Annotated in this window: 25 protein-coding genes; 15 read left to right on the forward strand and 10 right to left on the reverse strand. The window is 38.3% G+C overall.

The window, feature by feature from the left end:
* Positions 1-50: 50 nt before the first annotated feature.
* Complete coding sequence (locus tag AA0X95_RS09200; RefSeq protein WP_335529969.1) at positions 51-236, forward strand: sporulation protein Cse60; 186 nt, start codon at positions 51-53, stop codon at positions 234-236.
* A gap of 55 nt (positions 237-291) precedes the next feature.
* Here AA0X95_RS09200 and AA0X95_RS09205 read toward each other — a convergent pair whose 3' ends face one another.
* Positions 292-1575: an NAD(P)/FAD-dependent oxidoreductase gene (locus AA0X95_RS09205; RefSeq protein WP_413309924.1), complete on the reverse strand. Its 1284-nt coding sequence runs from the start codon at positions 1573-1575 to the stop codon at positions 292-294.
* A 217-nt stretch (positions 1576-1792) separates the two neighbouring features.
* On the opposite strand from AA0X95_RS09205, the gene AA0X95_RS09210 reads away from it, so the two are divergent.
* Together AA0X95_RS09210 and AA0X95_RS09215 are read left to right on the forward strand one after the other, a co-directional pair.
* Positions 1793-3427 carry a putative polysaccharide biosynthesis protein gene (locus AA0X95_RS09210; protein WP_413308120.1) on the forward strand — a complete coding sequence of 545 codons (1635 nt, stop codon included), beginning with the start codon at positions 1793-1795 and terminating at the stop codon, positions 3425-3427.
* Complete coding sequence (locus AA0X95_RS09215; RefSeq protein ID WP_413308123.1) at positions 3417-4136, forward strand: pseudouridine synthase; 720 nt, start codon at positions 3417-3419, stop codon at positions 4134-4136. Before AA0X95_RS09210 ends, AA0X95_RS09215 begins: the two co-directional genes overlap by 11 nt.
* A 140-nt stretch (positions 4137-4276) precedes the next feature.
* On the opposite strand, the gene AA0X95_RS09220 is transcribed toward AA0X95_RS09215, so the two are convergent.
* The 3 genes from AA0X95_RS09220 to AA0X95_RS09230 form a co-directional block, all read right to left on the reverse strand.
* Complete coding sequence (locus tag AA0X95_RS09220) at positions 4277-5101, reverse strand: alpha/beta fold hydrolase (protein ID WP_413308126.1); 825 nt, start codon at positions 5099-5101, stop codon at positions 4277-4279.
* A 12-nt stretch (positions 5102-5113) separates the two neighbouring features.
* Entirely contained in the window at positions 5114-6145 is a 1032-nt protein-coding gene (locus tag AA0X95_RS09225) for a hypothetical protein (RefSeq protein WP_413308130.1), read from the reverse strand.
* Between the two features lie 255 nt (positions 6146-6400).
* Complete coding sequence (locus AA0X95_RS09230; RefSeq protein ID WP_413308133.1) at positions 6401-7660, reverse strand: TolB family protein; 1260 nt, start codon at positions 7658-7660, stop codon at positions 6401-6403.
* Between the two features lie 155 nt (positions 7661-7815).
* Between AA0X95_RS09230 and speD the strand changes: the two genes are divergently transcribed.
* On the forward strand, positions 7816-8622 hold the full coding sequence (gene speD / locus AA0X95_RS09235) for an adenosylmethionine decarboxylase (protein WP_413308136.1): 807 nt from the start codon (positions 7816-7818) through the stop codon (positions 8620-8622).
* A gap of 46 nt (positions 8623-8668) precedes the next feature.
* On the opposite strand, the gene AA0X95_RS09240 is transcribed toward speD, so the two are convergent.
* On the reverse strand, positions 8669-9415 hold the full coding sequence (locus AA0X95_RS09240) for an AAA family ATPase (protein ID WP_413308139.1): 747 nt from the start codon (positions 9413-9415) through the stop codon (positions 8669-8671).
* Between the two features lie 132 nt (positions 9416-9547).
* On the opposite strand from AA0X95_RS09240, the gene AA0X95_RS09245 reads away from it, so the two are divergent.
* The 3 genes from AA0X95_RS09245 to AA0X95_RS09255 all read left to right on the forward strand — a co-directional run bounded on the left by AA0X95_RS09245 (position 9548) and on the right by AA0X95_RS09255 (position 10899).
* A complete protein-coding gene (locus AA0X95_RS09245; RefSeq protein WP_413308142.1) occupies positions 9548-9973 on the forward strand; it encodes a DUF2935 domain-containing protein in 426 nt (141 codons plus the stop codon).
* Between the two features lie 170 nt (positions 9974-10143).
* Positions 10144-10569, forward strand: coding sequence for an SRPBCC family protein (locus tag AA0X95_RS09250; protein ID WP_413308144.1), 426 nt, complete (start codon positions 10144-10146; stop codon positions 10567-10569).
* Positions 10570-10899 carry an ArsR/SmtB family transcription factor gene (locus AA0X95_RS09255; RefSeq protein WP_413308147.1) on the forward strand — a complete coding sequence of 110 codons (330 nt, stop codon included), beginning with the start codon at positions 10570-10572 and terminating at the stop codon, positions 10897-10899.
* Positions 10900-10953: 54 nt separating this feature from the next.
* Here AA0X95_RS09255 and AA0X95_RS09260 read toward each other — a convergent pair whose 3' ends face one another.
* Both AA0X95_RS09260 and AA0X95_RS09265 read right to left on the reverse strand, forming a co-directional pair.
* Positions 10954-12297, reverse strand: coding sequence for an amino acid permease (locus AA0X95_RS09260; RefSeq protein WP_413308150.1), 1344 nt, complete (start codon positions 12295-12297; stop codon positions 10954-10956).
* 213 nt (positions 12298-12510) lie between these two features.
* A complete protein-coding gene (locus tag AA0X95_RS09265; protein ID WP_307286019.1) occupies positions 12511-12732 on the reverse strand; it encodes a DeoR family transcriptional regulator in 222 nt (73 codons plus the stop codon).
* Positions 12733-13179: 447 nt separating this feature from the next.
* Between AA0X95_RS09265 and pepV the strand changes: the two genes are divergently transcribed.
* Positions 13180-14601 carry a dipeptidase PepV gene (pepV, locus tag AA0X95_RS09270; protein ID WP_413308155.1) on the forward strand — a complete coding sequence of 474 codons (1422 nt, stop codon included), beginning with the start codon at positions 13180-13182 and terminating at the stop codon, positions 14599-14601.
* Positions 14602-14624: 23 nt separating this feature from the next.
* Positions 14625-15497 carry a D-amino-acid transaminase gene (dat, locus tag AA0X95_RS09275; protein WP_413308158.1) on the forward strand — a complete coding sequence of 291 codons (873 nt, stop codon included), beginning with the start codon at positions 14625-14627 and terminating at the stop codon, positions 15495-15497.
* A gap of 48 nt (positions 15498-15545) precedes the next feature.
* Here dat and cysK read toward each other — a convergent pair whose 3' ends face one another.
* Positions 15546-16475, reverse strand: coding sequence for a cysteine synthase A (cysK, locus tag AA0X95_RS09280; RefSeq protein ID WP_413308161.1), 930 nt, complete (start codon positions 16473-16475; stop codon positions 15546-15548).
* Between the two features lie 165 nt (positions 16476-16640).
* Between cysK and thpR the strand changes: the two genes are divergently transcribed.
* The 4 genes from thpR (at position 16641) to AA0X95_RS09300 (ending at position 21333) form a co-directional block, all read left to right on the forward strand.
* Entirely contained in the window at positions 16641-17210 is a 570-nt protein-coding gene (gene thpR, locus AA0X95_RS09285; protein WP_413308164.1) for an RNA 2',3'-cyclic phosphodiesterase, read from the forward strand.
* A gap of 24 nt (positions 17211-17234) precedes the next feature.
* Entirely contained in the window at positions 17235-18218 is a 984-nt protein-coding gene (locus tag AA0X95_RS09290) for a diacylglycerol/lipid kinase family protein (protein ID WP_413308167.1), read from the forward strand.
* A complete protein-coding gene (gene pulA, locus AA0X95_RS09295; RefSeq protein WP_413308170.1) occupies positions 18205-20340 on the forward strand; it encodes a type I pullulanase in 2136 nt (711 codons plus the stop codon). Before AA0X95_RS09290 ends, pulA begins: the two co-directional genes overlap by 14 nt.
* Before the next feature lie 219 nt (positions 20341-20559).
* Positions 20560-21333: a phosphotransferase gene (locus AA0X95_RS09300; RefSeq protein ID WP_413308173.1), complete on the forward strand. Its 774-nt coding sequence runs from the start codon at positions 20560-20562 to the stop codon at positions 21331-21333.
* Between the two features lies 1 nt (position 21334).
* On the opposite strand, the gene AA0X95_RS09305 is transcribed toward AA0X95_RS09300, so the two are convergent.
* The gene (locus AA0X95_RS09305) at positions 21335-21613 is read right to left on the reverse strand and encodes a YtzH-like family protein (RefSeq protein WP_413308175.1); all 279 of its coding nucleotides are present in this window, start codon (positions 21611-21613) and stop codon (positions 21335-21337) included.
* 162 nt (positions 21614-21775) lie between these two features.
* Between AA0X95_RS09305 and trmB the strand changes: the two genes are divergently transcribed.
* Positions 21776-22423, forward strand: a complete 648-nt coding sequence (trmB, locus tag AA0X95_RS09310; protein WP_413308177.1) for a tRNA (guanosine(46)-N7)-methyltransferase TrmB — start codon at positions 21776-21778, stop codon at positions 22421-22423.
* Between the two features lie 101 nt (positions 22424-22524).
* On the forward strand, positions 22525-23361 hold the full coding sequence (locus AA0X95_RS09315; RefSeq protein ID WP_413308179.1) for a YtnP family quorum-quenching lactonase: 837 nt from the start codon (positions 22525-22527) through the stop codon (positions 23359-23361).
* 47 nt (positions 23362-23408) lie between these two features.
* On the opposite strand, the gene AA0X95_RS09320 is transcribed toward AA0X95_RS09315, so the two are convergent.
* The gene (locus tag AA0X95_RS09320; protein ID WP_413308182.1) at positions 23409-23720 is read right to left on the reverse strand and encodes a PepSY domain-containing protein; all 312 of its coding nucleotides are present in this window, start codon (positions 23718-23720) and stop codon (positions 23409-23411) included.
* Positions 23721-23883 lie beyond the last annotated feature (163 nt).

Raw genomic sequence — 23883 nt, forward strand, 5'->3', positions numbered from 1 at the left:
ATTCAGAAAAATGGTAAATAATGATAGTAAAAAAGGAGAGGGAGAGTACAGTGATACAAGTAAAGTTATTTGACCGGGAGCATGAGAAGGATTTAGAAAAAGAAATGAATCGTTTCTTAAGAGGAATTGATGAGCAGAGTCTGCTCGATATTAAATATAACGTTGCTGCAATGACAGAAGAGGAAGAGGAAGAACAAATCTATTGCTTTTCAGCAATGATTATCTATCGAGCATAATAATAAAAGAACCCTTTAGTGAAGGGAGTGTTTCACTAATAGGATTCTTTTTCTTTTACCAAATAGGATGATAATTCGATTTAGCGAAGAGGGCGGCGTTCGTCCCAGCAAGTCTTCCGGTTACGAGCGCAGAGGTAATATTATAGCCACCTGTATACCCGTGAATATCAAGGATTTCCCCGCAAAAATACAAGCCGTTCATTAGTTTTGAACCCATGGTTTGAGGTTCAATTTCTTTCACGGAGACCCCTCCACCGGTTACAAAAGCTTTTTCAAGTGGAAGGGTGCCATTTACCTTAATTAGAAACTGCTTACAGCTTTTAGAAAAACTTCTGATCTTTTCATTGGAAATTGTTCCACCCTGCTCTGATGGGTCGATGCTATTTTGTTCTAAGAGAAATAGTAAATACCGTTCAGGCAGCAATCCTTTTAGTGTATTTTTAATACTCTTTTTAGGTTCGCTTTTTACTAGTTTAACAATTTCTTGAAAAATTTCTTCTTCCTTTTTATCGGGTAGTGCATCAAGACTCATGGTAACTTCTTTTAAGTTCCATTTCTTCATCGCTTTTACAACAAATTGACTGCAACGTAATACAGCAGGGCCGCTAATGCCAAAGTGGGTGAACAGCATGTCCATTCGATGAGAGATAATCGGTTTCCCTTTTGGATTTAAGACGCTTAAGTCAATATCCCGTAAAGATAACCCCTGCAGCGATTTATTTTTGATAAAAGGTTCGCTGGATGTGACAGGGACCTCAGTAGGAAACAGTTCCGTAATGGTATGCCCTGCTTTTTCCGCCCATGCATATCCATCACCTGTGGATCCTGTATGGGGAACAGACTTTCCGCCAACAGCAATCACAATAGATTTGGCTGATAGACGTTGGCCATCCTTTAACAAGACAACGGATACCTGACCATCTTCATATAGGAGATCCTTTACAGGGCTATTTTTGAACACTTTCACGTTAAGCTTTTCCAGTTGATGTAGAAGGGCGTCAACGACCGATTGTGCTTTATCCGAAACAGGGAACATACGCCCATGGTCTTCTTCCTTTAATTCGATTCCTAGTTTTTCAAAGAATGTGATAATATCTTCATTGCTGAAGATGGAAAATGCACTATATAAAAACTTTCCATTTCCAGGTAGGTGTTTAATAATTTCTTCAATTGGCAGGCGATTCGTCACATTACAGCGTCCGCCTCCAGAAATAGCAAGCTTTCGGCCAAGCTTGTCGCCTTTATCTATTAAAAGTACTTTTGCACCTTTTTCACCTGCGGCAATGGCAGCCATTAAACCGGATGGGCCTCCTCCGATGACAATTACATCATATTCCATAATTACACCAACTTTATATTCTTTCAAAGATTTCATGTCACTTCATTATAAACATTTCTTGATAAATTAAAACAAATAGACGGGATTTAAATAAAATTAACTTGATTTGTTAGTAGCATCGAAGGGAAAAGAGTTGTAAACTACTAATAGTGTGCAAAAAAGTCGACAGGTACTTTGTGAAAACACGCACGTATTTCTTCGGGTAGGAAGGGATTTTATGCAATCTAAGCTTTTAAGAGGAACATTTATATTAACCTTTGGAACAATACTTTCCAAAATTCTGGGCTTGATTTATGTTATTCCATTCTTTCAAATTGTCGGGCGCCAAGGGACGGTTCTTTATCAATACTCATATGTTCCTTACACTATTTTCATTAGCGTCGCCACGGCTGGTGTACCATTAGCGGTTTCTAAGTTTATTTCTAAATATAATGCACTGGAAGAATATGCAGTGGGCAGAAAGTTATTTAAATCCGGGTTAATGATTATGCTGGTAACTGGATTTATTGCCTTTTTAGCCATGTATTTTGCTTCCCCAATTTTAGCTGAAATGAGTACACAAGAGAAAAAGGCTAATTTACAAGAGGTTACCACGGTCATGAGAGCGGTTAGCTTTGCATTAATCGTAGTACCGTTTATGAGTTTAATTAGAGGTTATTTTCAGGGGCATCAGTCCATGGGCCCATCGGCTCTTTCTCAAGTAGTCGAACAAATCGTTCGCATTCTATTCACTCTACTAGGAGCGTATGCAGTATTAAATATTTTCCATGGAAAAATGGTAACGGCTGTTAGTGTTGCTACCTTTGCTGCTTTTATTGGAGCAATTGGAGGGCTAGCTGTCTTATTTTGGTATTGGTATAAGAGAAAACCGTATTTAGATGAGCTGCTTGAACATGATAAAGGTACAATGGATATTTCTCTTAAGGAAATTTATAAAGAAATATTTATATCTGCCTTCCCGTTTGTTTTAGTAGGAATTGCGAATCCATTGTTTCAGGCGATTGATCAATTTACTTTCTCAAAGGCAATGAGTGAGATCGGATATTCATCGAAAGTTGCAAAGGACTTCTTCTCAATGTTGAATTTTGAATCTCACAAGATTGTCATTATTCCAGTGTCACTTGCGACTGCCTTTTCTCTAACACTTGTTCCAAGTATCACAAAGGCTTTTGTTGCTAACGACAGAAAAAATATGAATCGACAACTAAATCAAACTTTCCAGGTCTTATTATTCTTAACGCTGCCAGCTTCCATCGGTCTTTCCTTGTTGGCTGAGCCTATTTACACAGTCTTTTATCAGCATGATTTAATCGGTGCAGAGGTATTAAGAGCGTACGCACCAGTTGCGATTCTTTTCTCTTTATATTCTGTAACCGCTGCTATATTGCAAGGCATTAATGAACAGCGCTTTACGATCTTAAGCTTACTCGTAGGATTATTAATAAAATTATCCTTAAATATCCCATTAATTAAGATGATGGAAACAAAAGGAGCTGTATTAGCTACAACTCTTGGATATACTGCAGCTATTATTATCAATCTGATTGTTATAAAAACTTATTCCCGTTATCCGTTCCGTCTTGTATGGCGCAGGAGTTTATTAATTATCATCTTTGCCGGTTTGATGTGGGCTGGGACGGAAGTAGTGTATAAGTTTCTATCACTATTTCTTTCTTCAGCATCGAAAGGGCAATCTATTTTGATTATTCTAGTTAGTGCAGGAGTCGGGGCATCCATTTATTTTTATTTAGGGTTAAAATCAGGCCTCGCCAACCGCTTGTTCGGTTCAAGGTTGGACCGCTTGATGACAAAGTTAAAATTACAAAAAAGGAGGGGTTCAGTTGAGGATTGATAAAATGCTAGCTAATCTTGGTTACGGAAGCCGAAAAGAAGTAAAGCAACTTCTAAAAAGCGGCTCTGTTAAAGTAGATGATATAGTGGTGAAAGATGCAAAACAGCATGTTGATCCAGAAAAACAAACCGTCACGCTGAACGGTGAGGTCATTGAATATAGAGAATTTATCTATTTAATGATGAACAAGCCTCCAGGAGTTTTATCAGCAACGGAGGATAATAATAGTGAAACTGTCATTGATCTATTGGAACTTGAAGACCAAGTGTATGAGCCGTTTCCTGTTGGAAGATTGGACAAGGATACAGAAGGCTTATTGTTAATCACCAATGACGGTCAATTGGCGCATCGATTACTGGCACCGAAAAAACATGTTCCCAAGACGTATTTTGCTGTGATTGATGGGGAAGTAACAGACGCAGATATTAGAGCCTTTGCTAATGGAGTAACCTTAGATGACGGCTATGAAACAAAGCCGGGTGAATTAAAGATATTGAAATCGGGAATTCGTTCTGATATTGAGTTAACAATCACCGAAGGGAAATTTCATCAAGTAAAAAGAATGTTCCAAGCGGTTGGAAAAAGAGTCGTATACCTCCAACGTATTTCCATGGGACCTCTTGCATTAGACGAAACCCTTGAGTTGGGAGAATACCGGGAATTAACCGACGAAGAAATCGAACTTTTGATGAATTATCAAGTGAAATAGAGGAAAAGCAGCTGCGACTAGCTGCTTTTTCTTTTTTATTTTAGAATTTGTTGGGACATATGAGCGAGTTTTAGCTGTTAATGAGCAAATTATTATGAGATATGATCGGATTTTATATTTTATGAGCGAATTCCTATGGTTTATGAGCGAATCATCGTCCTGTTTAAAAATTCCACCACAAGCTGGTTGAATTCCAATGGTCTTTCCATATTGATCATGTGTGCAGTACCTGGGATCACAACTAACTGTGAGTCTGTAATCTTTTCATGAAGGAATTCTGAAATTGCACTGAAATCAGGGAAATCGATATCAGGGGAAATGATCAACGTGGGAACCGATATGTTCCCAACCAATTCCATCGTTTTCGTCTCAGGTAAGATCATTTTACCTTTTCCACTATCGCTAGTTAAATTCCCTGACAGCATAGCTGAATATTTCTCTATAAGAGTTGGATGGATAACATCTATTGATCGAAAAGGACCTGCGACCCATGCTTTGCACATTAGCTTAACCGCTGCTTCAAGGGACTCCTTCTGAAATAGCTCATTCACTTCTTTATTATAATTTTGTCTTTCTTGAGAGTAATCACTCCACCCCAACAAACCTGAGGAAGCCACAATCAATTTATCGACCATCTCCGGATAGGCTAAGGTAAAGTCCATTGCTAAATTCCCACCAACTGAGAGACCCACAAGATTCGTTTTTTCCACACCAAGAAATGTTAAAATGCTTTTAGCATCTTCTACTAGAGAATAATCTTCATCGTGGTGACTGGACTTTCCACAGCCTGCATAATCAAAGCGAATAACTTGATAGTACTTAGATAATTCCTCGAATTGATCATCCCACATTCTTGAGTCTAGAGGAAATCCATGCAATAGTAACACGGGGCGACCTTCACCTTTTACCTCGTAATAAATTGTAGCTCCATTAATCTCAGCATATCCAGATTGATAGGTTGACATTGTTCATTCCTCCTATTTTTTGAGTTCACCCATATAGAAAAGAGTCTCCGCATCTACATCATCCATTTCCCCTTTTAAAATTCGTTGGACATCTGTGACCGTCGCTTGAGTGGATACTGTAACTCCTTTTTTCTTTGTAAAAGGCTCTGTTATTAAAAATGGTTGTGTAAAATACGCCTCGAGACGAATTCCTTTGTGATAAGTCTCTCGCTCAGATGCAGGGATTCGCTCCATTCCTAGAAAACGTAATTCACGATAACGACGCAGGACTTTTTTTGCCTGCTGTTGTGTATGCAAATGTACTTTAGAAAGAGTTCCTCCCTCAATTAAAACGGAAGTAGAATAGAGAGGATTAATTGCAGGGTAAATTTTTCGAGAAACCAGCTCCGCATCAAAATGCAACAGAGTATCTAATGGTCCAAATGGGTCTTGTTCATCGACAGCTTCGCCTCGTAAATCCACTAACAAAGTAGTAGGAGTGACTCTTGCATCCTTTAATTTTTCAATCAGGTCGTAGATCTCCCCGGTTAAAACCATTTGCCGATCTGCAGCTAGAAAAATGGTTTGTTTGGACATGTTCTCTATTTTTTTAAATGCTTCCTCAACAGAGTGACAGACGTGTTTCGTTTCGTTGATGACATCACTTAATCCCACAGCATCTTCTTTCGGTTTCAAGAAGAAGGTTTCATAACCACTGAGGTTCATTCGATGGAAAATCTCTGCTAAAACGACAAGCTGCCCCATTCCTGGTCTAGCAATTAATCCAGTGGTACCCCCTCGTGTTAACGGGGCAAAGAAATCGATGACTTTAATACCGGTTTCTAGCATCTCCGCATGTGTTCCTCTGATAATTAATTCATCTACAGTACAGTCTGCCAGGTCCGCGAGTGTGACAAGGGTCTTGACCTCCGCACGAGCCAAAGGGATTTTTCCTGTACAAAGGTTAGAAACCGTAGCTGGACGCAATCCGACGGTAGCAGCTGCAACCGTCAGATTAGGCACACGCTTACGTAATAACTCAACATTCAATCGTAAAAGCTCCATTTGTAATCCTCCATTCTTTGTGATTACTCTTTAGAGAAAAATAATTACTTTTAAGAGTAATATATATTCTGAATATTCTTTTTGTCAATGGGGTAATTGTAAAAATTGGAAGGGGTGAGGTGTGGAAGTGGCAGATAAATCTCAAAAAGTGGCAGATAAAATGTAGAAGTGGCTGATAAACTCCAAAAAGTGGCCGATAAATGAATTTTTCACACAAAAAAGCCCCTTTCACATGAAAAGGGGGCATGCCATCTACTATTTTCCTTTATAAAAATCGTAACCATCCACATTTTTAATCCATATCTGAGCGTTCTCTCCATTTGGATCAGCAATCCATAAATCTCTTTGTGTTTCAGCTAAATCCTTTTTCCTTACCCAGGTTAGTTTACGGGCAGAAGGAAGAAAAATAGGATGATAATCACCAAACCCCTTTGTCGGGTGCGTCAATTGTAATTGTGTTTGCTCACCCATTTTTATTAAAAATAAAGAAGGATCCGGTCTCAATTTAGGATCGTTTGACCATTCTCTCTCCTTAACCCTTGACACAACTACTGACTGATCATCTCTCCATGTAAAACCTAACTCGGCAAAGTGAGGGGGAGTTAAACTGATTGAGTTGAATGCCGGAAGTTCTGTGACCTTCATTTTTTTATTCTTAAACCCCATAACAATTCTTCCCCCACCCGCAATATAACCTAACCGATTTTGATGAAGCGCCCACTTAGGAGAGTTCACTTCCCAAATAATTTCATCTAAAACCTCAAAGGTTTGTCCATCAAAGGAGATCACACACATCATATTACTGTCCATTGACCAGGAAGCAGTAGGGCTGACCATAAAGGAAATCCACATCCCGTCAGGGGAAAATTGAAAATTAGTTACATCAATTGCCAATATACTAACTTTCCCTTTTTTCAGTTCATTAGGGATGGTATAGAATTTTTTCACGTTTTTCGTTAAACTGGTTATTTTTGTAAAATTTTTTTCAAGTCCAATTTTATATAGAACAGGGTTTGTCCATCCATCGGGACGAAGTGAAGCTCCAGAGGAGGTGATAAATGCCTTTCCATCTGGGATCCAATTATAATCCCCTACACCTAAGGCAACATTATAAAACTGCTCGAGGTTGGAAACATTTAAGACACCACCACTTTTAAAGGCTAGAATATTCTCAACTGGTGACCATTTCGGGTTCGAACCGTCATATGTAATCCGTTTGTGTCTTCTCGTCTCCAAACTATATACCCAAATTTCTGTTTGGGACTTTAAGTTCGGACTAAGCGTCTCTTTTGGTTCTATACCATAGACAATCCACTTTCCATCATGTGACCATTGCGGTGGCTCGCTAAACTTGGTAGGCTTAATCGTGATTTTTTCTTCCCTGCCATTAATTTTCGTCCAAAGAAATCCATCTCTAACAAATGTTACTTTTACATTCAACGGTTTAGGTTTCGCTATTGCTAGATTAGGAAGTAATAATAGGAAAATCAATATTAGACAAAACTTTTTCTTCATCCTTTCACCTCTTAAGAAAGTCCTTCGATTATTGTTCACAAGATTGAAAGAATTATCAAGGTCAAAAAGTTTTTAAAAAATAAGTAACTGGGTATAACAATGGGTATCTTAATAATATTTACTTTCGAATGTTATTCTTACAAGGGGGAATTGCCATGAGACTTACGCACGAGCAGGCAATTGAATTACACGGCTTTAATAATTTGACGAAGTCACTAAGCTTTAATATGTATGATATTTGTTATACAAGAACAAGGGAAGAGCGGGAAGCCTATTTGAAATATATTGATGAACAATATAGTGGAGAGAGGCTGGAGTCTATTTTAAAGCATGTTTCCGATATCATTGGTGCTCACGTATTAAATGTAGCCAGCCAGGATTTTGAACCTGCAGGAGCGAGTGTAACGTTATTGGTTTCTGAGGGACCTGTTACGAATGCTCCGTCTGAATCATTCGAGGAATCACCGGGACCGCTTCCGGAATCTGTGGTGATGCAGCTAGATAAGAGTCATATCACTGTTCATACATACCCGGAATTTCACCCTGATGAAGGAATCAGTACGTTTAGAGCAGATATTGATGTCTCGACGTGTGGGGAGATCTCACCACTTAAGGCGCTTCACTATTTAATCCGTGCATTCGAAACGGATGTGATGACTATTGATTACCGGGTACGTGGATTTACCCGGGATAAAACGGGGCATAAGCTCTTTATAGATCATGAAATTAACTCCATTCAAAATTACATTCCTGAAGACGTTGGCGAGTTATTCGATATGATTGATGTGAACGTTTATCAGGAAAACATTTTCCACACAAAATGTAAGCTGCGGGAGTTTGATTTAAACAATTATTTGTTCGGTTATACAAAAGATAAATTATCCCCTGATGAACATATTGAAATAACTGAAAGACTTAAGCTGGAGATGGATGAAATCTTTTATGGTAAAAATATGGTGTAATTAATAAAGAGCCCGGGTCATCCGGGCTCTTTTTGTTGCCTACTTTTTAATCATCTAGCAGATGATGAAGCATCCGATTTTTATCGTCAAAGAACTGCTTCATAATTCTGTAATGATTGGTCTCTTCAAGCTTACTTTCTTTTATACCTTCATCTGTAAATTCAAAAATTTTTGCATGTGGATAGGCCATGATGATCGGTGAATGGGTTGCGATAATAAACTGTGAATGTTCGTTGACTAAGTCATGAATCCTTGTTAGCATCGACATCTGCCGCAATGGGGAGAGGGCGGCTTCTGGTTCATCTAAAATATAGATGCCATTTCCCCTAAAACGATGAAGAAACGTAGCAAAGAAGGCCTCACCATGGGATTGCTCATGAAGGGAAACACCGCCGAACGAATCAATCACTTTTCGACCGCCACCACCCTTATCAAGCTCTTCAATGTTTGATGCTACATTATAAAAACTTTCCGCTCTTAGGAAAAATCCATCTTGAGGTTTTTCAACACCTTTGATTACCTTCAAAAAATCTGCTAATGAAGAATGAGAATCATATGTGGAGAAATTGAAATTAAACGACCCACCTTCAGGATTAAACCCTAATGCAACTGCAATTGCCTCCAACAAAGTGGATTTACCCATGCCATTTTCACCGATGAGAAACGTAACATTCGGATGAAACACAAGTTCATCTAGGGTTTTAATAGCTTGCAGATTAAAAGGATATTTGTTAAGAGAAGGGATTTCCTCCCTCTTTAAATGGATCCTTCGTAAATATTGAGAATTTAACATTGTACTACCTCTAAAATACTTTTTTAGGAATATTTTATCATTCAAAACTTGTAGATAATAGGTAGTAAAACCTTTAGCATATTTTAACAGCTTATCCCATACATTGAAGTGATTAAGTATGGGGGGATGTTTATGCAATTTTATTATGGGCAGCAAATGCCGTTACGGATTTTGGATGAAGCGGAATTTTGGAAGCACCAGGAGGAGGAGCATACGGTTGTGATTCGGGAGCTAGTATCCAACTTAGAGCCAGAATTTGTTGATGCGCTAAAAAAATGGGAATCTGCTCTTGGAGAAACACATCAGCAGGTGGTCCGTTATATAGAGTCAGTCATTCGTTCGGGCTACCAGGTTTCAGACCAATTATATCAGCATGTGCTTCAGTTGGTTGCTTATTGTTTAGAACAGAGTCTCTCATTTATAAAACTATGCGAGCAAATAAAAACACACAGCGCAGCAGTCAGCAGCAACCCCACTGCAAAAGTCGTATTAAACCATATTATTAGAGAATCGGAATACTTTGTCGGAATTGCACAAGCGCTGCTTTATAACCAATGAGCAAATATAAATGGTGACTTTACAAAAGTAGAGTCACCATTTATATTTTAAAGGAACTTGACATGAAACCAAAAGGTGTTATATTATCTGATATGTAACCAAATGGTTTCGTATTAAAAACAACCAAAAAATGAAACATTAAAAATAGCTCAATATTAGGAGGAAATTTAATGACAAACGAAGCACAACCAAAATTAGATGATATTAAATACACGGAAATTTACAATGCGCCAATTGATAAAGTTTGGAATGCAGTTGCTACCGCAGAAGGACTTTCTGGCTGGTTCATGCCAAATGATCTAAAGGCTGTTGAGGGTCATGAATTTCATATTAACGCAGGCCAATTTGGTATGTCTCCATGTAAGGTGACACAAGTGGATCCGCCAAACCGCCTCTCTTTTAATTGGGGGAAGGATTGGACACTAACGTTTGAATTAAAGGCACTAGAAGATAAGACAGAATTAACACTAATCCATGGAGGTTGGGATGTTAATAAGGTTACAGAGTTTGGTGTTCCACATACACCAATTAGAGACAACATGAATCAAGGCTGGGCAGGGCTCGTTAAAAAATTACAAGCATATGTTGAGGCGTAAATGGTCGCTGCTTCTGCTAAGCATGATGTTTTCCAAGCGATTGCTGATCCAACCCGACGTAGTTTATTAAAGCTTTTAAGCAATCAAGAGATGCCTGTCACAGCAATCAGTGAACAATTTCCTATTAGCCGTACGGCAGTATCAAAGCATTTGCGCGTACTAGCAGATGCAGGATTGGTTAAAGAACGGAAAGTCGGGAGAGAAACTCGGTACAAGCTCGAGCCTGAACCTTTAATGGAATTAAAAGATTGGCTGCAGTATTTTGAATTATTCTGGGAAAATAAGCTGACTGCACTAAGATTATTTGTTGAGTCAGATGAAAAAGAGTAAATCTGTAATACAAAAAAGTGATACCCAAAATTTTTCGGGTATCACTTTTTTATATTATTTGGAACCATTTTTCCTAACAAGTAAAGAAAGGATAATTAGCACACCAACTGTCACAAGCGCAACGGACGAACCAATCAGGTTGCTTGGACTTGTTAAGAACCCAATAAAAATAACACTTAAGCTGACAATAGCGAAAATCGTTGTATACGGAAACCCTTTTACCTGAAAATGTGGTTTTTCTTTGTACGTAGGACGTAGCTTCAATTGTGCTGCACAAATACAAATCCAAATCAACATAATAGTAAAACCAGGGATTGTCATAAGGTAATTAATGATTTTACTTGGTGTGATATAGGCTAAATAAACTCCAGCCAAAATACACACAGTTGTGATCATGATTCCTACTAACGGAATGCCTTTTTTAGATGTCTTTGACAAGCTTTTTGGTGCAACACCACTTTGAGCCATTGAAAAGAGTGTTCTAGATGTTGCATAAATCCCTGAATTGGCTGCTGAAAGTACAGCAGTCATGAGGACGAAGTTCATGATGTGAGCAGCTCCAGGTAATCCAGTAGTACTGAAGACTTGTACAAATGGACTATCGACGCTTGATACCTTATTCCAAGGCATAATCCCACAAATAATAAGAATCGGTAGTACGTAAAATATGATAACCCGCCATACCGCCCCTTTAATAATTTTAGGCAATACTTTGTCCGCATCCTTAGTCTCAGTAACAGCTACCCCAATTAATTCTGCTCCGCCGTATGAAAACATTACGACCAAAAAGGCACTCAGCATTCCGCTGATTCCATGAGGGAAAAATCCTCCGTGCCCAGTGTAGTTTGAAATAGGGTTTTCAACATCACTAGGAATGAAACCAAGTAATAGTAAGAATCCTAAAACGATAAAGGCCACTAATGCAAGAATCTTAATTCCAGCGAACCAGAATTCCATTTCTCCATAATATTTTACTTGAAATAAGTTAATTCCAATAATAACAAATGCACAAATTAAGCTTAATAGCCATAATGGGGTATCTGGAAACCAAAATTGGAGGAAACTTCCTGCAGCAAGTAGTTCTACTACTGTAACCAGAATCCAGTTAATCCAATAGAGCCAGCCCACGATAAAGGAAACGCGAAAACCAAATGCTTTATTCACTAAATGCTGAACATTGAAGTTAGGAAACGCAACAGCCATTTCCCCCAAGGCTGCCATAACGATAAATAATAGTAAGCCGCCCATTAAATAGGTGAACACAACACTAGGTCCAGCAATATTCAAGGTGTCAGAGCTGCCTTTAAAAATCCCTGTTCCAATCATCCCTGCCAAGGCAATAAATTGAACATGCCTCGGTAAGAGACCTTTCTTTAAGTTCTGCTGATTATTCTCCATGATGAACCTACCAATCTTCTTTTTTACATAAACGCTTTTAAGCGCTAAAGAATTTTATATTAATATATCATATTTTTCAAAACTGTCAATTAAATATAGCGAATTTCATTGGGTATTCACTATAGTATGATAAAAAAATTGTATTTCAAACAAATAAAAGCACACGAGATCATCGTGTGCTTCCTAGATTAATTTTCTATGGTTTCACTGACATTAAGATGACATCTTCACTTTCTTCTCTGTTGTTGTCCATTTTCCGCGGCTTGGGCTAATTACCAAGTCATTATAGGCTAAGACATTTAAATCTCGTTGTATGGTGCGAGGAGTGATACCAAATTCCTCTACAAGTTCCTGCGTTGAAACAGTGCCTTTATTGCGAATAAACATGTAGATACATTTGATGCGGTTTAACATCCGGTTAGTTGAAGGTTTCAAAGAACCACTCCCTATCCTTTTTTCAAACCTATGGCAATACCCTGCTACCGACAGCCTCTTTGAAGATTCCTCTTCAATCATATGTAGTTTCTTTTCCGCGCAGACATCTCCTTTTTTAGGTAGTAGTGAGACTTAGATGTCATACATCTAAGTTTATTGTACCCATAATTTCTGAAAATTTCTACCACTATAGTAAAGTTTACAAAAATATCATCAAAAATTTACAAAAATCGTCTTTTTTTCCTACCTCCTTATTTATTTTATACTCTAAGGTATGGGGAATATAGCTGGGTTTATGCTAAATTTTTTGAATTTTTAGTTAAAATATATAATTTATTCTCACATAACACGTTGAGCAGGAACTTATTTCTTTTTAAAAAGCAAAATTGCTAAGATATTTGCAAAAATGATATTGTAAAAGAAATAGTTTAGAGGGGGTAAAGAACATTGACACAGATTAATTGGATGAACGAAGTAGAAAAAAGAAAAGAAGAACTAATAAAAGACACACAGGGATTATTACATATTAAAAGCCTGCTTGATGAGGAAAATAAATCACCTGAAGCACCACTTGGAAAAGGTGTGAAGGAAGCATTAGACTTTATGCTAAACCTTGGGGAAAAGGATGGTTTCATACCGAAAAACGTGGGCAATTTAGCAGGACATCTGGAGTTTGGCTCAGGAGAAGCATTGTTAGGCATTCTTTGCCATGTGGATGTAGTTCCTGAAGGGGATGGCTGGACAAGTGATCCATTTGGAGCGGAAATCAGAGACGGTAAAATTTTTGCCCGTGGTGCACTAGATGATAAGGGACCCACGATGGCAGCCTATTATGCGATGAAAATTGTTAAAGAATTAGGTTTGCCATTGGGTAAACGTGTTCGAATGATTATTGGAACCGACGAAGAAAGCAACTGGCGCTGTGTAGACCATTATTTCAAGCATGAAGAAATGCCGGCACTCGGGTTTGCGCCTGATGCGGATTTTCCAATTATCAATGCGGAGAAGGGCATTGCCGATTTCGATATGGTTCAAGAGCAATCTTCCGTTGATTCGAATGAAGCTATGATTGAAGTGGAGAACTTTGTTTCTGGAAAAAGGTACAACATGGTTCCTGATTTAGCAAAAGCGACTATCCTAATTAAGGAAAACGAAGAAGAAATTGTTCGTCAGTTTACTGATTTCATGACAAAGTACGAGTTAGAGCACAGTCATCAACTAGAGACCGGGGCGCTTCACTTAGAAGTAAAAGGTATTTCAGCTCATGGAATGGAGCCAAGAAATGGGAAGAATGCCGGTTTGTTTTTAGCAGAGTTTCTGTCTATATTGAATGTAGATGCAAAAGCTTCACATTATTTCAAATTTGTATCCCGCTATTTCTTTGAGGATTCACGGGGTGTGAATCTTGGTGTTGCTTATTCGGATGACATTTCTGGAGAATTAACCATTAACCCTGGTAAGCTATCTTACTCAAAAGATACAAATGGAAGAATTGGAATGACATGCAGATATCCTGTGACAAATAAAATGGATGAAACCAAAGCGAAATTAGAGGAGCTTTTACAAACGGAAGGATTTGTACTAGATAACTTCTCAGACTCTAAACCGCATCATGTCGATGAAAAAGAGTTTCTGATCCAAACGTTGAAAAAGGTGTATGAAGAGCAAACCGGTGAAAAGGCTGAATTAATTGCCATTGGTGGAGGAACATATGCCCGTTCGTTAAAGGCCGGTGTTGCCTTTGGACCATTATTTCCCGGACGACCTGACATTGCGCATCAAAAGGATGAATATATGTATATTGAAGATTTACTGAAAGCCACAGCGATTTATGCACAAGCAATTTATGAGTTGGCAAAGAGTGAATAGATAAACCAAAGGGGACAGGGAGAATGAACTTCGCAATTGTAAATGGAAGATTGATCAATCGATCAGAAGCAAAGGTAGATATAGAAGACCGAGGCTATCAGTTTGGGGATGGGGTATATGAAGTCATCCGTGTCTATAATGGAAAACTGTTTACTGTAAAAGAACATTTAGAGCGGTTTGTGAAGAGTGCTGACAAGATTGGAATTACATTACCTTATACCATTGACGAATGTACAGATTTGTTAGAAGAATTAGTTGTAAAAAATAATCTGTCCGAGGGAACGGTCTACATGCAAATTACCAGGGGAACGTCTCCGCGCAATCATGTGTTTCCTGCGAAAGAGGTAGTTCCTACCCTTGTTGCCTATACGAAAGAAGTGGCACGACCAGCTGAAAGCCTGACGAAAGGTGTGAAAACCATTCGTACGGAGGATATTCGCTGGCTTCGTTGTGATATCAAGAGTTTAAATTTATTGGGCAACCTATTAGCCAAACAAAAAGCTGGGGAGCAGGGATGCTTTGAAGCGATTCAACACCGTGGGGATCAAGTCACAGAAGGCAGCAGTTCTAATATTTTTATTGTGAAAAATGGTATGGTCATTACCCATGAATCAAATCATCTTATTTTGAAGGGGATTACGAAAGATGTAATCTTACAGATATGCTCCCAAAACAACATTCCAGTTGAAGAACGGACCTTTACAATAGCTGAACTGGCTGATGCTGATGAAGTATTCCTATCTAGTACGACTTCAGAGGTAATGCCCATTATTGAAATTGACGGAAATCAGATTAAGGATGGTTTGCCTGGCCCAATTACAAGAAAGCTACAAAGTTTATTTACTGAAGAAATAGAGAAGCAATGTGGGGATTTAAAAGAAAAGATTTCTTCATAACCAAAATGAGAGGCTGACCCTTAACGAGTCAGCCTCTCGACTTACTTATTAATATTGAAACAGATCACTCGATAAGTATCTTTCCCCTGTATCACAAGCAATGCAAACCACGACATCATCAGGAGACAGACGCTTGGCAACCTCCAAAGCAGCGTAGCACGCTCCACCAGAGGATGGGCCAACAAGAATTCCTTCCTCTTTTGCTAATCTGCGAGCAATATCATAGGCATCTTCATCTTCAATCGCATGAATTTCATCATACACATCTTGATTTAGAATTTCTGGGATAAAGCCAGGGCTTGTCCCTACAAGCTTATGTTTACCAGGCTTTCCACCTGATAGAACAGGCGACCCTTTGGGTTCCACAACATGTACAGTTAATCCCTCAAAATGCTCTTTCAAGGTTTCACCAGTACCAGTGATAGTACCGCCTGTTCCTGCTGTAGCAACAAATGCAGATAATGGTTTACCGATTTCTTTCATTGCCTCAATTATTTCCAAAGCAGTAGTGTGTCTATGAGCATCGGGGTTGGCTTCATTTTCAAACTGCATCGGAACGAAGCTATTTGGGATTTCACTAGCTAATTCCTGTGCCTTTCTTATGGCACCAGGCATTTTTTCATCACCAGGAGTAAGGACAACCTCTGCCCCGTAGGCTTTTAAAATATTAATCCGTTCCTGTGTCATTGTATCAGGCATAATAATAATGGATTTATACCCTCGTGCAGCCGCATTCATGGCTAGGCCAATTCCTGTGTTTCCACTAGTTGGTTCAATAATGGTAGAGCCCTCTTTTAATAAACCAGCTTTTTCTGCCTCTATAATCATATTAAATGCAGCGCGGTCTTTTACACTCTTGCTTGGGTTATAAAACTCAAGCTTCAAATAAACAGAGGCCCCGTCTTTAGGAGCTAAGCGATTAAGTTTGACCAGTGGCGTTTCACCAATTAATTCAGCAATATTGTTGACTACTTTCATGGGGACCCATCCTTTCTCTTTTCTATTTCATCTCCAATTTTCTTATACACTCTATAATCATAAATAAAAAAAGGCTGCTTGTAAAAAATATCGATTATTCTTCTGTCGCAAATAGATACAATCTGGGAAAAATAAACTAAAATTGAGTAAAGGACTGAATAAACCTTGGACCAGAAAACACATTTTTTCTTTGCTGTTAGGATGCCCGAAGAAACAAAACTAATGATGAAGGAACATATTGAAAAAATAAAAGCTGTGATTCCTTTTAGCCGGTGGGTACATTTTCAAGATTTACATATCACTTTGGCTTTTTTGGGGGCAGCATCCCCAAAAAAAGTAGAAATAGCTGTTAGCAATGTGAGAGAAGCCTTAAATACTGCTAAGCCATTCCCATTAAAAATAAATAGACTTGGTTTTTTCGGAAGTAGTCAATCTCCCCGTGTTTTTTGGGCAGATACTGAGGAAAGTAATGATCTAAATCTTTTAAGGAATAAGGTGTTTTCGGCTTGTGAAGAAGCGGGATTTGAATTGGAGACAAGGCCCTTCCGTCCTCATATTACCTTAGCAAGAAAGTGGATAGGCGAAGAAGCATTTCAACAGACACTTCTCGAAATATGGAAGGAGCTCCAAGCAGAGCCGCTCGCGTTTCAAGCGAATGAGGTGGTTTTATATCAAACACATCTCCATAAGACACCAAAATATGAAGCAATCCAGGTATTTCGACTAACGGAATGAAAACAAATAAAAAAGGTTGGTATTATGAAAGAAATTTATTTTATTGTCAATCCAAAGGCAAAAAACGGTTACTGCCTAAAGATATGGGAGAGAATTGAAAATCAACTTATAGAAAAGCAAGTTAGGTATCTTGCTGTTTTTACGGAATATCAAGGACATGCAAAAAAAATTGCCAGCCAGATCGCCCAAAAAAACCGTGAAGAAAAAATCATTATTGCGGTAGGTGGAGATGGCACCATTCATGAAGTAATGAATGGTGTAGTAAAAAATAATCATATTACCCTCGGTTTTATCCCAGGTGGGTCAGGAAATGACTTCTCAAGAGGATTCCAAATCCCTTCTGAGCCGGTGGAAGCCTTAACGGTCATTCTTCGTTTGATGAAGCAGGAGGCATTAGCCATTGATATTGGTAAAATTAAAATGGCCAATCAGCAGGAACATAATTTTATTAATAATATGGGTGCTGGATTTGATGCGGTCATATCATACGAAGTCAATCAATCACGGATGAAGGCACTGTTGAATAAGCTTTCGTTAGGCAGGCTTGTTTATGTTTATTTTCTCCTAAAAAAGCTATTTACTTATAAAACCACAACAATTGATTTATCAATTGACGGTCAAAAGCATATATTTGAACAAACATGGTTTGTTACTGTTTCCAATCAGCCCTATTATGGCGGTGGGATGAAAATAGCTCCCGCTGCAGAGCCAGATGACGGGCTGTTTGATATTACTGTCGTTCACCAGTTATCAAGGTTAAAATTGCTGCTTGTTTTCGTTAGTGTTTTTTGGGGAAAGCACGTTCATTTTAAAGAAGTGAAAACGTATAAGGGAAAAGTTGTTTCTATTCATTCTCCTGACTCCCTATATGTTCATGCGGATGGGGAGCATGTTGGGCTAACACCACTGACTATTCATCTTCAAGATAAGGCTGTTGAAGTATTAACGAGAATACGTTGTAAAAAGCAAGTTGATCTGAAAGAGAGGGACAGGAATGAATGGTACTGACAGAAAATTTCTTGCCTATTTAGATGAGCTCCATCTCATTACGATTCTTCTGCCACTTTCCTATCATGGAGGAGTGTCGTCCACTTTCTATCTTGTTAATGATTCTGGAAAGAGTCCATTGGACATTATTGCGAAGAGTGAAATAGTCGATCATCATAAATATATTTGTAGGTTTTCAGGAGATTATTCCTTTGAAAAACAATATTGGGTAGTAGATGAGCATGGAGGGAAAACAGACCTTCAAATTGGTGCAGTGATTCGGACAAAGAGTTTTGACGATAAATTTTACTATGATGGAAATGATCTTGGTGTGACCCTTTTGGCAGATGAAACTCGCTTTAAGCTTTGGGCACCCACGGCTATCCAGGTTAAATTAAAAATTACTCCTCGGGAGAGTAGTTTTTCAGAAATCATCAAACTGAAGCGGGGAGATAGAGGGATATGGTCTCTTACGGTTCCGCGTAATTTAGAGCTCTATCATTATAGTTTCCTGATCTTAATCAATCAAGAATGGAGGGAGGCTATTGATCCATATGTGAAAGCGGTAACGGTTAATGGAGAATTGGGTGTGATTGTAAAGTTAGACAGCCCACCAAGACCTAGGCCCAATTTCCCTCTCTTAGTAAACCCTGTTGATGCAGTTATTTATGAAACACATATAAGGGACTTTAGTATCCACCCCCATAGTGGAATAAAGCATAAGGGATTGTATCTCGGAGCGGGGGAGTTTCATACAAAAGGAAAAGACGGTGAACCTACAGGGTTATCGTATGTAAAAGACCTAGGGATTACGCATCTTGAGTTTCTACCCTTTCATGACTATGCAGGTGTAGATGAGTTGACGCCAAATAAGGATTATAACTGGGGATACAATCCTCTCCACTTCAATGCACCAGAAGGTAGCTATTCGACCAATCCTTCCGACCCGTACTCTAGAATTAGGGAATTAAAAGAATTAATTAATCAAGTCCATGAAAGTGGTCTAAGGGTCATTATGGATGTAGTGTATAATCACGTATTTATTCGCGAGGATTCCTCTTTTGAAAAGATCGTTCCAGGTTATTATTTTCGTCATAACGAATTAGGATTGCCTTCAAATGGAACAGGTGTTGGAAATGATATCGCATCAGAGCGGAAAATGGTTAGGAAATTTATCATTGACTCTATTCGCTATTGGATGGAAGAGTATCATATTGATGGATTTCGCTTCGATCTAATGGGGATTTTAGATGTGGACACGATGAGAGAAGTGCGTAAGACTTGTGATAGTATAGCAGAAAACGTACTAATCCTTGGAGAGGGATGGAATTTGAATACACCCCTTCCCACAGAACAAAAAGCGACCATTGCTAATCAAACAAAGATACCTCAAATTGCTCAATTTAATGATAAATTTCGTGATGCAATTAAGGGAAGCACGTTTAATATTTTTGATAAGGGATTTGCACTTGGAAATGAGCATTACTTGGATGCAGCATTAGAGGTAATAACGGGGAGCATTGGGTTTAAGAAGAGAAATTTACGTCTTTTTAATGAACCCTCCCAATCAGTTAATTATGTTGAATGTCATGATAATCATACCCTTTGGGATAAACTTCAATCCTGCCTTCCACACGTTGATGATACTATACGCGCACAATTTCATCGTCTGGCAACCGGAATGGTTTTGTTGTCACAAGGAATTCCTTTTCTCCATAGTGGGCAGGAATTTTTCCGTACAAAGCAAGGCGAAGGAAATAGTTACTGTGCTCCTGATCAGATTAATCAACTTGATTGGGAGAGAAAAAGTCAATTTGCAGATAATGTAAATTATATCAAAGGTTTGATTTCGATTCGCCAAGCCTTCCCTTGTTTTCGAATGAGAACTTCAGAGGAAATTCGTAGCAATATTCGTCCACTCCCATCTTCACCTCCCGTCCTAGCGTGTATCTATCAATTGGTTCACGATGAGGTAATTCTAATCATTAATCCGTCTACAAGGGAACAAGGATTTACTCTTCCAAAGGGAGATTGGTCCATTTTGGTTAATAAAAATCAGGCGGGAATTTATTCCATAGGATCCCTACATGGTGGCGATGTCAAGATACAACCTATATCTTTAAATGTTTTACTAAAAAAATAGTTTCTCGAGATTACTTGACGAAAAAAGGCAATAGGAGATAAAATTTATTAAGATGGCTATTGTGTGCAATGGTTTCAATAGCTTTTTTTTTGTTTGAAAAAAATAAAAGCTGTTGATTGAACTCTGGTTATTTTGAACCTTCCAGCAGCACAGGTTTTACCTCCGAATGATTTGGGGGAATAAGCCCAATAGAACGGCATAAATTGAAGGTGAACGATTTTGGAACATATACTAGGACAAGAGTGGGAAATTACCCCTGCCGGAGGCGCAACTGGTGAAGCCTTTTATGCAGAATATGAGGATCAAAGGCTTTTTTTAAAGCGTAATTCCTCTCCATTCCTTGCGGTTCTTTCAGCAGAAGGCATTGTCCCAAAGCTTGTTTGGACCAAACGGTTGGAAAATGGAGATGTAATAACAGCACAACAATGGCTTCCAGGCAGAGAATTAACACCGGCAGAAATGAATCAAGAGCTTGTCGCCAGGCTTCTCAAGAAAATTCACTGCTCAAAGCCAATGCTTGGAATGTTAAGCAGGATAGAGAACTCGCCATTACACCCGGAAACCATTTTTCAATCAGTGGTCAATGAGTTAGACGATCAAGTTCGATCCTTAGAGGAAACACAAAAAGCAATAAACTTTTTAAAAGAAGAAGCTTTACATGTCTATTGTGATGAAAAAGTGGTTTGTCATGGAGATGTCAACCATAACAACTGGCTGTTAGCAGAAGACAACCAGTTGTATTTGATTGATTGGGATGGAGCAAGAATTGCAGACCCAGCTATTGATTTGGGATTACTTCTATATTGGTATATACCACAAGAAAATTGGCAGGATTGGCTAAGCATGTATGGGAAAGACCTAACAGATCATTTAAAGTTAAGAATGAAGTGGTATGTGACCGTACAAACCTTATCTTCCATTCAGTGGCATAAAAATAAAAACCGCTTGGAAGAGATGAACAAATGGATCCATTTTTTACATGAAATCCTATAAATTATGAAAATTGATCAATATCGTTAACCCATTGTGATAAGTTATTTTGATTAGATAGAATATGTTGGTCTAAATCATCTGTTTGTGCACCATTCTGACTATACTGGTACACTTCCTGTAAAATGTTTTTAACATTTTGATCAACTTGTGTGTTGACCATTAGAGATTTTACTAAGCGTTCTAGCTGTTCACATTCCGCTACGGAACCACAGCAATCGGACTGATGGTTGTTCAATATATCTTTTAGTAATGTTACTTGGTCACCATGACTTAATGGCATAAATGGACACCCTCTCAAGTGGTATTTAAAAAGAATTCACACAGTTAGGTTGTGAATTCTTTTTCTGTTTATGCGTTTTCTTATTTTCCAACAAGAAATGCTTGAATGTGAAGGTCTTGCATGATATGGTTTGAACGAAATTATTTTTTTAGGAGTGTCGAAATGAGACTTAGACATAAACCTTGGGCAAAGGATAAATTAGACCAACATCCACAATTTGTTGTAGCAAATCCCGAATTGCACAAAGGTAATTGGCATAATGTGTTTGAAAAAAACCAGCCACTTCATATTGAAGTAGGTACAGGTAAAGGGCAATTCATTACAGGAATGGCAAAAGCAAATCCTGATATAAATTATATTGGTATTGAGTTATATGACAGCGTCATTGTGGCAGCGTTGGATCGTTTAATTGAAGCGGATTTACCAAATTTAAAGCTTTTAAATGTGAATGCAGCTGATTTAGGTAAATATTTTGCGAAAAATGACGTAGACAGAGTGTATTTAAATTTCTCTGATCCATGGCCGAAATCCCGTCATGAAAAGAGAAGGTTGACCTATAAGGATTTCTTAAAGCTATATGAGGATATATTGGTCGATGGCGGGGAAATTCATTTTAAAACAGACAATCAAGGATTATTTGAATATTCCTTAACGAGCTTCTCTGGCTATGGATTATTACTTAAATATGTAAGCCTTGATTTTCATAAGAGTGGTTATGAAGGAAACATCATGACTGAATATGAACAGAAATTTTCTGAAATGGGACAGCGAATTTATCGGAGTGAAGTTAAATATCAAAATGAGAAGTAGGTCTTTTAGGGCAGTTCATTCCATGAACTGTCTTTTTGTTTTTCTTAACCACCTTCCTAATGTTAAAATATAGAAAAGTGAGGGACGAGGAGGATTAGTACATGGAAACATTAAAGGTTGGTCGTGTTTCATTCACATGGTTATCAGGGGGCGTTACAAATTTGGATGGTGGGGCCATGTTTGGAGTTGTTCCAAAAGGATTATGGTCGAAAAAGTATCCATGTAACGATAAAAACCAAATTGAGCTCCCTACAGATCCTATTCTCATTCAAATGGATGGGAAGAATATACTTATTGAATCAGGATTGGGAAAAGGTAAATTAACAGAAAAACAATTAAGAAACTTTGGAGTCACTCAGGAATCCGAGCTTAATTCCTCATTGAAACAGTTAGGATTGAGTACAGATGAAATTGATTATGTTCTAATGACCCATCTGCATTTTGACCATGCAGGAGGATTGACAAAGCTTGTGGATGGCCGATATGTTTCAACATTTCCAAATGCGAAAATCATCACGTCACAAGTAGAATGGGATGAGATGAGAAACCCTAATATCCGTTCAAAAAATACATATTGGAAAGAAAACTGGGAAGCTGTTGAATCCCAAGTAGTACCTTTTGAAGGTGAATGGTCTTTAGGAGCTATTACAATGATTCATACAGGGGGGCATAGTAACGGTCATTCTATTGTTGTAGTTGAGGATGGAGGAGAAACCGCTATTCACATGGCAGATTTAATGGCTACACACGCCCATCAAAATGTATTATGGGTAATGGCATATGATGACTACCCAATGGACTCTATAATCGCAAAAGAGAAATGGTTCCCTTATGGGTTAAAGAAAAATGCCTGGTTTACCTTTTACCACGATACCTTCTACAGAGCAGTAAAATGGGACAGCGAAGGTAAATTAACTGAAGTGATAGAAAGAAAATAAGAACAAAAAGTCGTACCCAGTTCAATGGATACGACTTTTTGTTTCTTTTATAATGGTATAACGTCTATAAGAGTACCAGTCTGCGCATCGGCAATAAATTCATACTGCTCAGTAGAGCCATCATTATTTTTTGAAATACCGCCTTTATACACACGATAGTGTATATGCTGCTTTTCATATGGTTCAGTTTCCATATGTATCCAAGAGCCGCTGATGGGTCCATTTTGTTTAAACTGTCTTTTTACTTGTTCTAGTACCTTTTCGGGTGACACATTCGTTTTTTGATCAATCACTTCTTTTACCACATAACCACCAATTAAACCGACCGCAGCACCAACGATGAATGATTTCCAGTTCATAGTCAAGGACCTCCAAAAAATAAATTGGAAAAGATTACGTATAAGGATTCTCCTCTCAGTATATCGTATTTAGCAGGAAGAAGGTAATATTACTTATATCGGATGAAATATTGGTAAGAGACACGAAATTTCTGTAAAATGAAACTATACATAAGATTACAGA

This window comes from Neobacillus phoenicis (assembly GCF_047302305.1).
Taxonomy (GTDB): Bacteria; Bacillota; Bacilli; order Bacillales; family Cytobacillaceae; genus Neobacillus.